Below are 13,468 nucleotides of genomic sequence, written 5' to 3'. Positions count from 1 at the left end.
GCAATTGGACCAGCGAGTGGGCGGACCACCGATACCACAGCCATTAACCACGGTCCGGGAGCACCCTCTCGTCACGCTGGCACCGGTAGCGGTAGGTCCAGCTCCTCAACTAGCCAGCAGGCCCCGGCCGGGGCGGCAATCAGGTCACTCAGCCTGGAGGGCCATGGCGGTCCGAATCCACAGCTAACCGCGCTGCTCCCAATCTGCTCCCAATGTAAGCCGCGAATACGGCGAAGCCCGTTACCGGTTGATCCGGTAACGGGCTTCTAACCTGCACAAACTGAGAGTGGGCGATGCTGGTATCTAACCAGCGACCTCTTCGGTGTGAATCAGGACGCCGCACCGACTCTGACCTGAGGCAACGTGGAGCCGCAGCCAGGGGTGGGTGCAGTTGAGGGACGTTCGATGCCGTTGGGCGCAGTTCAAGGCTGTTCAGGGCACCCCGTTGCTCCCAACCTGCTCCCCAAACCGGGCTCGCGGTAGCCGGCGTACCCGGATCCGGTGGCCGACGCCCGACGTCTTGAGCACCGTCAGCGCCGGCATCGGCGGTCGGACTGGTATCGCGCTGGATCGAGGACGGATCTACGCCGGCTCGCGCACGTCGCCGGCGTTGCCACCGTCGTCTGGCATCGGTTCGGCCGGGGCTTCGGGCAATTCGTCCGGCGCGCCAGGCAGAACCTCTGCTGGTGCTGAGTACTGGGGAACGCTTGGTCAGACGACGCGCAGCTAGCGCTAGCAGGACTAGACGTTGACTTGTTGATCGACTGCAGGCACCGGCAGCTAGCAGCTACCTCCCTGACTGACGATGACAGCACCTCGGCGAGAGTGACCAAGTTGAGGCCTGCGGATACGCGATGAAGAAGTAGGCCGGCACACGGCGTTGCGTACTTTATAGCCGTACCGGCCTGTCGTACCGTCGTGCTCGTGTCAACTCTAGTTGGGCGTTCACCCAACTAGAGTTGACGAAGAAGAGGGGCGGGAAGCAAGCTTCCCACCCCTCGACGGACATCAGCGACGTCTACGGCCTTCAAACCAGATCATCGCGGACTGTCCTAGCACTGCGAGGGCCTTTGCCGTCACGGCGAGGTCCTCGCGCTGTTGTTGGGCTGCCACCAGGGCGACCAACTCCAGCGCGAGGCTCACGTACCGCCAACTCCGCATGGATTGCGGGGCTGGCCGTGTCGGCTCGAGCTCCTGCTCCTTGACCACCGTTCCTCCACATCCGTGCTCGCGTCCGGAGCACCTGGGTGGCGCCGGCTATGGAGCGAGCCAGCACAGTGGAGGTTGTGTAGTTGCAGCAGCACCGGGCAACGACGGTACGGATCAGCTACGCCACATCCGAACGACACACCGAGAGGGCGCAGTAGCTTCTGCGAGTCCGTTACCGAAAACTCGCCGAGTGTGCCGCTGCCTCCGTCCCGGGGGCCGCGAGGGCCAGTCGACGATGCGCTAGACAACGGTGGCCTGGACGGCGTTGCGGCGTCGACGTAGCGGCTGTTTCGAGAGGTGCCCAGGCTGAGAAGTCGGACCCTGCCGGTGCGAGCGAACTCGTAGGGGCACTTCCGGCCGCGCACAAGCCGCTGGGTGCGGACGCCGCCCTACCACCTTCGCGGGGGCGCCAACACCCACGCCTTCGGGCTCGCCGAAGGGGTCACCACAGAGAACGCGCTGTTCACGGCGTCGCGAGTGGGATCGGTGTCTCAGATGATGGAACTACGGCGGACTCCAGCAAGCTCACCCGCAATGCTCCACATCGATCTGCAACGCGCCTGCAGACGTGGCCTTAGGCGAACCGAGACGCCGGCCGGTACCAGCCATCCCGGGAGTAGCAACGCCTGACCACTTCGGCCTCTGTTGGGAGGTCACGCGGCACCGCTCGATCGCATCGCCCTAGGTCAAAGCCCTCGTCTCTGTTCGGCGTCGGTGAGCACCTTGGGCGCGGAGACCATTTCGCCAACCTGCACCAATCTGCTCCCAGTTGCTATCCAGGCCGACCAACGACTCCTTACCGCCTTGACCTGCGCACATTGCCCTGCCAGGCGACATGAAAGCTTGTCGACCGCTGTGCAGAACCGCGGAGTACTCCGCGGGGACCAGGACGCCGCACCGACTCTGACCTGCGGCAACGCGGGCCGCAGGTGGGAACAGGTGCAGTTGAGCGCCGTTGTACGCCAGTGGATGCAGTTCAACGCCGTTCAGGACACCCGGCTGCTCCCACCCTGCTCCCCCACTCCCGGCCCGTGGCCCCGGCGTCGCCTAGACGCGCGGCCGCAGCCGCAAGCTCACCCTAGCCGGTTATGAGGTATACCGGTTCGGAGCCCATGAGTCGCGAACGAACGACGGGCGCGCACCATGCTCGCCGCGTTCTTCTCAGAACTCCTCTCCGCCACCGCGTCACGGGCGGACAGAAGTAGCAGGGGCGCCAATGCGCTGACCGGGGCTGGTCACCCGTTCATCTTGGCGTTGGGCGGAAGCGGGACGGGTCTGCGGCGTTCGGCGAGGCCCACGGCTGATCGTTGCCTGGATGAGTTCGGCTCGGGTGAAGGTCCACATGACGATTGGTAGCGCTGGAGGAGTATCGGGGTCCTTCGGCAAGGATCTGATTATGCGGCTGACCAACAGCCGTGCGAAGTCGGCGAGACCTCGCCGGTCACCGCTGCTCGCGCAGGCCTCGCAGTCGATCAAGCCCCGGGTGATGGGGCTGGCCCCGAAGCAGTCGGTGCAACGCTGCAGCGTGCCGGCCGCGTGTGAGGCGAGCGCGTCGGCCAGCGTGTGGGGGCCGGTACCGGAATAACCCCAGGTGAACAGGCCTCGGGCACCTGCTTCCTGGTCCCGTAGCAAGATCCTCTCCTCGTCGGGGTACTGGATGACGATTAAGCTGCTGCCTTCGGTGTCGGCTACGCCGTGGTAAGTCCAGTTCCGAAAATGGGGAGTTCGAGCAGACTCGGCGAGCACGCTGAGCAGGTGGCGGCCGCCCTCGTTGGCGGGCGGTATAACCGGCGCCGGGATGGTTTCGGTCTGCGCCCAGACGGTGATCGTGTCGACGATGCGCCGTAGATGGGCGCTGATGGACCTTGGCCGTGGGACGTCGTCAAGGCGGTCCCACTCGGCGTCGGACGAGAGGTCGTCAAACTCGGGCAATTCGCCTTCATCGTGGTCATCGAGTTCCGCCAGTTGGTCAGTCAGGTAAGCAGCGAGCTTGCTGGCTGGTGTGTTGTCCCCGTCCGATCGTGCTACTACCGCGTCGGCCCAGAGCGTCAGCAGGAGCGCGGTTGGATAGGTCGGATCGGACACTGCGAGATGGGAGCCGAGTTCCTCGATGGCCTTTTCGTGGAGGGAAGGAAGGAGGCGACCGGGCTTGATTCGGGCCGGTTGACGTGTGCGCGCGTCGGGGAGCCAGTCCGCAGCGCGCAGCTCGGATTGCCATTCTGCGGTGGCCAAGACGAACTCGAACCCGAACGCCTGCCACGGAAGCATGCGCAGCAGGCTTGCGGCGCCGTCCGTGTCCGCTTCCTGTGCCGGTAGCGCACGGCGCAGGTCATCCGACTCGCGGATGAGTCCCGAGATGATGAGCGCACCTCGTTCCACGACGGCCGCCGAGCTGCTGTGGCGGGTTGTTCGGTTGGCGAACGTGTAGATCGCTTCGGTGTATGAGCGGGTTGCTACGTCATCGCCAGCGATTGCCGCGGCTGCGGCAAGACCGAGTAGGCGGCGACCGGTCAGCAGCGCCCGCCGGTCATAGCCGGCCTCGAACGCCTCGGTCGCCAGGTCGCACAAGGTGGCGGCGGTCATCGATGCCGGATTGGGGCGGCGCGCCAGGTGGGCGATACGCCAGCCGGTACGGTCCGTCGGTACCTGGAGGGTGGTTTCAGCGCGGACGAGTTTCCCAGCGACAGTCTCCAGGTGGGTTTCGATGGCGTCGCATCGTGAGTACCGGTGGCCGGTGAAGAGGCGGCGACCTAGCCGGCCGAGACGCTCGATGTCTGCGGTGAAGCCGCTCGCCTCATGATGTCCGCCGGACCAGCCGGTTGACGACGGCGTGGGTGAGGTGAGTACGGCGATCAGTCGGTCGACGGTGGCTTCCAGCAGCTCGTATCCCTGGTTGCCATGAGACGGAGCCTCTCGGCTGAGGGGTTGCTCGCGGGCCCAGTCGGGGCTGAGGTCATTGAGCAGTTCGTTGAGGTCCGCGACGTTCACTGGCTGACGCGCGAGCTCTCTGACGCGCTCGAACGCGGGCCGGTCAAGGTCTGGCTGCGCGGGTGGGATGACCGTTGGCCGAGGAATGGCAAACCGGGAGCGCGAGGTCGGTGCCGTGGTGTGCGTGGGCTGCGGGTCGACGGATGAGGGTGGTAGGTCCACCACCGTGAGCACCCGCTGTAACGGAGTCACCTCGGCGAGGCGGGCGCTGACGGCGTCCACGACGGCATCGAGGGCTTCTGCGGCTATTTGGTGCCGGCCTGAAGCGCGGTTTTGCACCGCGAGGTCGAACAAAACATCGACGACCGCGTCGTTGATTGAGCGAGACCTGCTCATATGCACACCGAAGGCGGCGATGGCCGCGATTGCTGCCCGATGGTCCGGTGTTACTTCGCGGCTGAGGTCTGCGCCGACCTCGCGTAACGCCTGTGCGACGTCGTCGACGTCCGCGCCAGTCTGAGCCTGTGCGGTCAGGGCGACGATCCAGGTCACGGCGGCAAGCCGGTGCTCGCGAACCGGCAGGCGAGGGCTTCCGACCAGGTCGCCGAGTACGGCGACGCGCCGCACGATTCTCTGATGTCCTCCCGTCCAGCGACCGCGCGGCCGTAGAACACTCGTGGACACGTGGTGGACGAGCCATTCCGGTGTGGCGTGACGAGCGCCGTTCCAGGTCACCCAGGCGACGATGACGATCGACGCGATGAAGCAGGTAAAGGCAATCCGTGTCGTGAGAGGGCTCGGGTTGACGGCCAAGCCCAGCGGCACGCAGACCCCGACTATTGCTGCGATGACGACCCATACCGCCATCTGCCGGTTCGCGAGGACTCGGACGGTGCGCCACGAGAACTGGGACAGGGCCTGAATCGCGACCACGAGCACGGCGGGTACTACGACCAGCAGCGCCGCCGTGATCGCCGCGACCGCAGCGATCGCGGTCGCCTCATAGGAGCCCGCGTCGGTTCCAGCAAACACCGGCATGAACCACACGACGACCAGCACTGCGCACAGTGCTGCTGTCACAGCAGCTGCGAACCGTGCTCGCCTCCACCGCCGGCGACGATCCTGAGGTGATGACGTCACGCCATGATTATCGACTGCCGCTGCCCTGTCCGCTCATCGCAAGGAAGCCCACCGTGACCAACCAATCCCCCTGCGACCGCCGACCGGCAAGCCCCACCCGGTGGGCCGGGGACCCATGAAGGTTATGGCCGCCGTCTGTGTGCTCGGTTTACTCGCTGCCGCCACCGCTATCCCGACCTGGACGGGCACCGCCGGGCCGGCGCAATCCCCACCCACGCTGCCAAGCAGCGTCATGTCGCGGCCGACCGTGGCACCGTGTCCGTCGCCCGCCACCCTTACTGCGGCACAGCTCAAGACTCGTGCCCAACAGAAACTCGACCAGGTGCCGACGCGTCTGTCGGCGTCGTCTCCGACTCGGCAGGGCCTCAAGACGGTAGAGGCGGGGCCGTCCGGCTGTGATGCCATCCCGGGCGGGTTCGCCTAAGGCGTGTTTCATAAGTCAGGTAGGCGGCGTCGAGGTCACGGCGTGTCGGTGATCGACAACTGAAGAGGTCTCCGGTATCTGGTTCTGCGACCAAGCAAGAACTTCATACCGGAGACCTCGTGGCCACCTTAGCGGTGACGAGGCGGCACGACCTCACCGACGCTCAGTGGCAGCGGCTCGCCGCACTGTTGCCTGCCGCGTCGGCCAAGGGGCGTCCGCCGAAGTGGGGGAAACGGCAGCTTATCGACGGGATCAGGTGGCGGATCCGGATTGGGTCGCCCTGCGTGACGTCCCGGCCGAGTGCGGACCATGGCAGACGCTCTACGGCCTGTTCCGTCGCTGGCAGCGCGACGGCACCTGGGACAAGATCCTGGCCGTGTCACAGGCCGTCGGCGACGCGGAAGGTCGGATCGGCTGGACGATCAGCGTGGACTCGATGACCAGCCGCGCCCACCAACACGCCGCTGGCGCCCGTAGAGACGGCCATCTACAGAAAGAGCCACCCGGCGGCGTGCATGACGAACCCGCCGATCACGCCCTCGGACGATCTCGCGGTGATCTGACCACTAAGACGCATCTGGCCTGTGAGCAGGGGCAGAAGGTCCTGTCGATGGTGGTGACCGCCGGGCATCGTGGTGACAGTCCGCAGTTCATCCCGGTCCTGCGCCGTATCAGGGTGACCCGTCTCGGAGTAGGCCGGCCCCGCACCTGCCCCGACCTGGTCCTGGCCGACAAGGCCTACACCAGCCGCGGTAACCTCGCCGATCTGCGCAAGCGTGGAATCAAGACCTGCATTCCGAGCAAGACCGACCAGGACGCCCACCGCAAAGCCAAGGGCAGCCGCGGCGGACGCCCGCCGAAGTTCGACCGAGACCTCTACCGGATGCGACATGCCGTCGAAAACGGCATCAACAGGCTCAAGCGCCACCGCGGCGTGGCCACCCGCTACGACAAGTTAGCCGTCCGGTTCCGAGCCGTCCTGACCATCACCATCATCTGCGAATGGCTCTGACCGGGCTTATGAAACACCCCTTAGTAGAGCAGACTGAGAGAGGGCAATAAATCAGCGGCTACGTGGGCGGACCGTCGGGTGGTGCCGAGCGGGCCGGACAGGATGGATCACACGTATTCATCACCCCACTGTCCGGAGGTGACCGAGGATGCATTGCGCCCCGCGCTGACCACCGTCCGGCAGCAAATCGATAACCTGCGTTTCGCAGGGTCCATACTGGCTGTCGAGCATGCGCTTGCCTACCTCGAGAAATGCCCGAGGCGCGGCGGATGCTCCGCTACCAGGTTCACCCCGACGCGCTCGACTAACTGGTTCCCAACTGAGAGCTACTAGCTATTTCTCTCCGCCGTGGCGGGCTTCGCGGACCGATCCGACGGTGACCCGTCATTCACGGCCTGGTCTCCCCTGAACTCGATGAGCAGGGTGACGTGTCCGACATGTTTGATGCGTCAGACCGATGTGGTCGACGAGGACTGATCAGGCCACAGCGGACAGCGTGCCGCCGAACTCCGTCAACCCAGAGCCGGCGGATCTTGCGGCCCTTCAAGCCCCGAAACCGTTTCGCTGGCGTCGAATGCGACAGCAGGATGCGGCGCGAACCGGTTACGAGGAATCTCGAGCTCCCAACCCGACCTTGTAGCTGATCTTGTGGCTTACCGACCGCGCAATGATCATCCTAGTGGGTACAATGTCTGCCTGGTGAACCAGCTCGCCCATCGGGGCAGCAGGCGAACACGGCACCGAATCCGGATTAGCCAAACAGCCCCGCGATCCACCAAAACCGTGCTCGCCCCCTGCAACGTTTTTATTCCATAAAGCGTCGCTTCGAAGCCGCGCCCGAGGGTTTACCTTGAGCCGGACGCAATTAGGAAACTCTCAACAAAATGATTCGGCGCTTATTGCCGTCAACCTTCAGATCGCCGATTTCAACCTCCACTTTGGCGCCGAGGACGAAGCGATCATTGCTCCCGCCGCCTTCGCTGACGAAGGCGCCGCACTCTTCTTTCCCATCGCTCAACTTCACGCACCCCTGCGACTTGTCCCAGTTCGACAAGGTAATAGTGCCTGCGAAGGATGAAGTCCCATTTCCAGTGACGCGCCCGACTGCGAAGCCGGTAATTGCTGCCGTCGCTAGAAGCGCAAGGCAGGCAGCCACAATCAACAGAAGGCGGTTCCTAGCCATTACTATCCTTTCCGTCACGGAGGAAACTGCATTTGCCGGAGGGTAGAGCCGCGAGACCCGCGTGCGTTTCCACCGAATAGCGTAAAGGCTTGACACCTAACCGCTCTGCCCATTGTAGTCCCCACAACGTGGAAGATACCGGGTCCAAATCATTGACATAGACACACGCCTCGAGCCTTGTACGCTTCACGGGGGCCGTAAACCCGGCGACCCCGGAGATTGCAGCCTTGGTGCAAACCTGGCCAACCTGCCACAAGAGCCACCCCGGGTCGCTTGGCGAAACCGCAGCCGGCTCCGACCATCCCGAATATCCGAGGCACATCCCGGCGAAGTAGGACCCGAGACTATTCGATACTTCTCCGGCACCGAATCGCCTGATTACCTGATCAGCGAAACGGCCAATATTGAGCAAGTCTTGAGTTGAGGCGGCACGGATGTTCAGCAAGTTTCTCCAGAGCCAAGGACCATTCTGCTCCAGGTTGTAAGAGGCGGACAAAACTGCCAGGCCCATATCATGGGAGGAGATAGTCTGGGATCGACCCGGCACAGTAACCGGATTCGTTAGGCTAGCCGCCGACTCGCGAGCTAATGCGCTTCCACGGCGGCCACAATCCGCCTTGAGGTTCTTGCACTCGCGCTGGTAGCTCCTGTCAAGAGCGCCGTCCATGGCATCAATTCGCTGCTGTGTGAGCCGCTGGCCACTAGTGATATGTCCGGGGGCCGCTGGGGCGTTAATGACCAGCCAGGATCCAGGTGTAGACGACGATGCGGCGTGCGCCAGCAATGCACCGTAGGATTCGCCAATGGCGCCGGCTAGGTGGCGATTTTCGGCTGCCAAGACTTGTTTCACCGCTTCGGCATACCGTTTGCCGGTCCAGCCGACGCGGGGGCATTCGCCATGGTCGCCGAATAGCGCTGCGGCATCTCGGTCGGAATTGGTTGGGTTAAGTAGTTCACCGATCACCTGAGTGCATTTCTGGCTGATAGCCCGACCCCCCCACGGGTCCCTAATCAACAGCACATCGTGCGAACGCATCTCGGCGGGCAGCGATAAGAAGTCTGGACTTGCACGCCCGAAAACGTCAGAGCCAGGCCCTCCGGGCTCATATAGCACTAGGTCACTCGGCTGATTGCTCGGGCTTACGATCGCGTAGGTTACGGACCCGAGGGTGTCAACATTCACCGCTCCGCACTTCACTCGGTCGGCTTCGCATAAGGTCGCTGAAGACTTCGAGTGCTTGGGGGTGTTCAAAGATGGCAGGGGGCGTTGAGTCGGCTGCTCTACCGGTCGGCAGGAAGGCAGGCTGAGAACGAGAACTGCGAGTATTATCGACAGGAGGGCGGTACCCCCGGAACGCATGCTCCGAGGATACCGCCAGATCGCCTTATTAGTCATTTCTTCCGATGCTCAATAGCGGCAGGTGGCGCCGGCAGCCGTGGCGTCGCAGAAGTCGGTGAAGAGCGGTCCAGCCGCGTCAATCCAGCTCGTGCCGATCTTTTGGTAATCGTTCCACACAGGCGTCGCACTGCCTTGGGTGGCACCGACAAAGAAGTCAAATCCGAGTTCGGTCTTCTTAGTGGTGCTACTGATGTTGGCACTCATATCGCCGGGAGTACCCGTGGCGATAGAAATTGAGTACTTGCTGCACACCGTGAAGGGCACCTCGATACCCACTCCGGCATAGGAAGCTCCCGCCGTGATCGGCGTGTTGCAGTTATAGTTGTAAGACCCCGTGTTCGGCGCCCAATCCACCCAGTTCGTCAGTGAGCCCGACTTTTTGTAAGAGCGGATACCGCCAGACCAGACGTTGTAACCCTTACCATCAAGGATCGCCTTACGCTTGTAGCCGTAGTAGTCCTTTTTGGAGTCCGAGTCGCCCGTCACCTTCAACTTCTGCCACGTCGAAAAGTTCTCGCCGACCAGAGCCGGATACGGGTAGGCTTTGTTGTCGTAAATCTTGACGCTGTAACTGCCGCTTCCAAGGATTGACAGGCCCTCGAAACCAGGTCCGTCCGGGAACGCGAGAGCCTCGGTGCTGGCGTGGCTTCCGCCCACGATTGCGACCATGCCACCGTCGTTTGCGCGGGTGTCGACAGATTCGATGGCAAAGTCACGAGGCGCCACGATGTCGACACTCTTAAGGTCATCGGCGCGCACGAGCTGAAGGAAGTCCAGCGCGGCTGAGTCGTAGTAGGCGCCGACCTCCTTGCCGGACCGCTCGGAGAAGGCACGCTTCTCGTCCTTTCCGCGCTCCGCGTCCGCTCGAGACTTCTGATACTCAGTGCCGATTGTGGTCAACGCGCCAGCGGTGGCGGTCCGCTTGAACTGAACAGACGCGACTTCGCCCGACGGTGCGCTCGCTGCTTGGGCGGGCGCGGCCATGAGACCAACAGCCGCAGAGCCAACCAGAGCTGCGGCCAAAACGCCGCGCCAGGTTGCACCTCGCCTGTTACCAACTGTAGACCTGCCGAGACCATCGGTCATATGGGCAAAATTCGCCCCGAGCTGCTGCAACAGACCCTCCGAAGGGTGATGTGATCGACTGCGGACTTGTGACACATTCCCCCGCTCCGCAGGATCGGGTGCAACAGTATGAGTTCGTTGATCATGCAAAGTCAATGATCTTCTTCATGCCTCATTGGCAGGCGGCGGATCCCTAAGGACAGCTTCGCGCCGGTGCGGCGGTCGCCGGTTAGCGCTGCTGAAGTTGCTGGTCACGCCGCTGAGACCGCATCCGGGACGGCACCCCCGCGATCCTGCACACCCCTTCCAGCACTGCCGCTGCGGTTTTGCAAAGCCGTCGGTCCTGGCCGAAGGGGCAGCCACCGGCAGGCTTGATCCCTCGACCGAAGTCAGCGTGGATGTCCGGGTGCCCGACGGGGCACCCTGCCCGCGTACCGTCAGGGGGAACCAACCATGAACGACCAGCCACCCGCGCCCCGCACCGTTGAGGTCGAGGCCGACGTGTACGACGTGTACGACGTGCTGGAGCGCACCGCCGCCAGCCAAGACACCGACATCAACGGCGCGCTGCGCTACCTGATCGAGGTCCCGGCGCCCTGCCCCGGCTCGGACGACGAAGACTGATCGAGCCCGAACAGGCGGGTGTCGCCGGGGTTCCGCCATCGCGGACGGCGGCACCTGTCGTTTCAGACGTCTATCTAGGAGGGATGCCGCTCAGGTCGGAGGCAGCGGCGAGGAGCCTTTGCGCGGTACGCGACGTGATGCCGAGCTGCCGCGCGAGGGTCGGGCCGAGTCCGCGCCGGTCCCGCCCGGCGGCGTCGGCCTTAGTCAGTAGCTCGATCGCGGCGTGCAGGCGCGCATCGTCGGCGTACGGGTGGGGTTTGCGGGCACCAGTCGTGCCAAGGGTGCGGCCGCTGGAGTGCCGACCCGTGCGGGCGTCAGCCACAACCCACACGGTGCGCCGGTGCCACAGGCGGCGGACCCGCCCGTTCGACAGTTCCTTGACGCGGTCAGGATGGTCGAGCAGGGTGTCGGGCAGGTTGCGGTACGAGCCGTAACCGAGGACTTTCGCCGCCGCGCCCGAGCCGATGAGGTCCTCCGGGTTGCCGCGGCGATCGACCTTCGTTAGCTCGGCGCGTTTAGCGGCCTGGTGCGCGGCGTGGAACGCCTCGATGTCGTCGAGCCAGAATTAGTCGCGGCCGTCATGGCGGAAGCCTTCGGGGAAGCCGGCGCGGGCGCGGTGGCGGTGCCAGTGGTTGACCGTCGAGTACGCCCCGCCGACGTGCGCGGCGACGCCAGCCCGGTCGAGGGCAATTCGTCCGCCGATCAATTGTTGCGCCACGTGTCCATCCTCCCCCGGGTATCTCGCTGCCGCGCCGCCGGTCGCGGCGGGTGTGATCCCTCCACCGTTAGGATCGGCGGCACGCTCGGCCCGGGTGGAGGCGGTCGTTGGTCCGCAGGCGCCCGGGTAGGGCGAGGTGGCCGGCGGGGTTGCGCACACCCTCGGGTGTGCCCGCCGGCCACCGTCCCGCCCCGGTCGAGGTCCATCTACTCCAGTGGGTCACGGACACCACGATCGCAGGCAACAGCACGACCATGCGGATCGTGCTGTTCGAAGAGCAATGCTGGCAGGCCGACGACGCCTCCGGACGCGTCATCCGCAGCCGCTACCCCGGCGGCAACCAGCCCACTGACGACAGCACCTACTACCCCGGCCAGCTGGACGGACCCATCGGACCGATCGCCGCCGACCCGACGGCACTCACCGCGCACATCGACACCACGCAACCTCGATTCCTCGAACCCACCGCCGTCATCCGCGGCCTCGCGAGCCTGCTCGGCTGGCGCACCCCCAACCAAGCCGCCCGCACCGCAATCCTCACCGTCCTGCGCGACGCCCCCGGAATCACCTACCACCCATCGGTGACCGATCGGGCAGGCCGAACCGGCATCGGCGTCAGCGCCACCGCGGACGACATCCGCTTCCTGCTGATCCTCAACCCCAGCACTGGCGAACTACTCGCCTACGAAAGGGCCGCACTCACACCGCCAGCCGACAGCGACCGAAACGGCGCCTCCGTCGACGACTACCACCTGTTCCTCGTCCACACCCACACCCGAGCAGCGACAACTCCTGACCCCGCCCACAACTTCAAGGGAAATGCCACGGACACTGTCCCGCGCATCCGCGCCGCCCGCTGGGCAGACAAAGAGCACATCGCCGCACTCATCGCCGACGCCCTCCGTATCAGCCCTCTCGCCACATGGCTAATCGCCGACCCAAGCCCGCCCACGGCGCCGGATCCTCACCGACGTCCTCGCCATCTGGATCAAACACGCCATGTTCTACGGCGACATCTACCTCACCGACGACGCCAGAAAGGACGACGACTCCCCCACCTCCCATCGTGAGCTGCCAGCCCAGTGCTTTGGCGGGGGCCAGCACTGGCTCCCGCAGCCGCATCGGCCGATCGGAGAGAACGTTCACGATCGCCGCGCCTTATCAGCGGCAGCCCGCCTGGTGGAGACAGTCGGCGGCGTGGTCACCATCGCTGCTGTGTGCGGCTGTCTGGCATCCCGCCCTGCAGATCAGCGAGCCCTACACCGTCGCCTGCAAACAGGTCACGGGCCACTACGTGCACCACCGGCCGATCCCAACCGGTGCTATGCAGGACGGCACCGCCATCACCTACATACTCGCGCACACTCGCGGCGCTGCACGAGACCGGCTACCGGGTCGACATGGAATTCTGGGGTGGCGAGGCCGAGTTCTGCTGTCCGCCGAATCCGCCTCAGCCGAGCAGGTAGCAGAGGCGAGATCCGATGCGTAGCGACTGGACCGCTCTGCCGGAGAGTGTCACGGCAGGGATCGCCGAACGGGTCGGCGGAACCTTTGACGTCACCTCGGCTTCCAGTGGCAACCACGCCGAGATCGTCTCGGCGGTGACCGGACCCGCCGGGCGGATCTTCGTCAAGGCTGCCTCCGGCGAGCTGAGCGTTCGGTCGCTGCGCTACGAACTCGCGGCAACCCGGCCATCGACCGGCACCCACCCGCAGTCCTGTGGCAGTTCGAATCCGATGGCAGGCTAGTGGTGGGGACCGAACATC

At 64.7% G+C, this 13,468-nt stretch carries 7 protein-coding genes and 1 pseudogene; 4 read left to right on the top strand and 4 right to left on the bottom strand.

Annotated elements, in window-relative coordinates; all coding sequences use genetic code 11:
* Nucleotides 1-2,394: 2,394 nt before the first annotated feature.
* Nucleotides 2,395-5,217, bottom strand: coding sequence for a hypothetical protein (locus ACLJN9_RS29170; protein WP_410814874.1), 2,823 nt, complete (start codon nt 5,215-5,217; stop codon nt 2,395-2,397).
* A 603-nt stretch (nt 5,218-5,820) separates the two neighbouring features.
* On the opposite strand from ACLJN9_RS29170, the gene ACLJN9_RS29165 reads away from it, so the two are divergent.
* A protein-coding gene (locus ACLJN9_RS29165; protein ID WP_410814873.1) for an IS5 family transposase occupies nt 5,821-6,713 on the top strand; the annotation gives its coding sequence in 2 pieces (ribosomal slippage) (nt 5,821-5,983 and nt 5,983-6,713; 894 coding nt in all).
* Nucleotides 6,714-7,578: 865 nt separating this feature from the next.
* On the opposite strand, the gene ACLJN9_RS29160 is transcribed toward ACLJN9_RS29165, so the two are convergent.
* A complete protein-coding gene (locus ACLJN9_RS29160; protein WP_410814872.1) occupies nt 7,579-7,896 on the bottom strand; it encodes a hypothetical protein in 318 nt (105 codons plus the stop codon).
* Nucleotides 7,897-9,304: 1,408 nt separating this feature from the next.
* Nucleotides 9,305-10,411, bottom strand: coding sequence for a hypothetical protein (locus ACLJN9_RS29155; protein ID WP_410814871.1), 1,107 nt, complete (start codon nt 10,409-10,411; stop codon nt 9,305-9,307).
* Between the two features lie 402 nt (nt 10,412-10,813).
* On the opposite strand from ACLJN9_RS29155, the gene ACLJN9_RS29150 reads away from it, so the two are divergent.
* The gene (locus ACLJN9_RS29150; RefSeq protein ID WP_410814869.1) at nt 10,814-10,984 is read left to right on the top strand and encodes a hypothetical protein; all 171 of its coding nucleotides are present in this window, start codon (nt 10,814-10,816) and stop codon (nt 10,982-10,984) included.
* Between the two features lie 70 nt (nt 10,985-11,054).
* Here ACLJN9_RS29150 and ACLJN9_RS29145 read toward each other — a convergent pair.
* Nucleotides 11,055-11,690: pseudogene (locus ACLJN9_RS29145) on the bottom strand (hypothetical protein).
* 275 nt (nt 11,691-11,965) lie between these two features.
* On the opposite strand from ACLJN9_RS29145, the gene ACLJN9_RS29140 reads away from it, so the two are divergent.
* Nucleotides 11,966-12,772, top strand: a complete 807-nt coding sequence (locus ACLJN9_RS29140) for a hypothetical protein (RefSeq protein ID WP_410814868.1) — start codon at nt 11,966-11,968, stop codon at nt 12,770-12,772.
* Nucleotides 12,773-13,183: 411 nt separating this feature from the next.
* Nucleotides 13,184-13,450, top strand: coding sequence for a hypothetical protein (locus ACLJN9_RS29135; protein ID WP_410814866.1), 267 nt, complete (start codon nt 13,184-13,186; stop codon nt 13,448-13,450).
* Nucleotides 13,451-13,468 lie beyond the last annotated feature (18 nt).

Source organism: Micromonospora sp. 067-2 (genome assembly GCF_046549295.1).
GTDB lineage: Bacteria > Actinomycetota > Actinomycetes > Mycobacteriales > Micromonosporaceae > Micromonospora.
The sequence above is the reverse complement of the archived record's forward strand: the minus strand, read 5'-3'. Positions and strand labels throughout refer to the sequence as shown.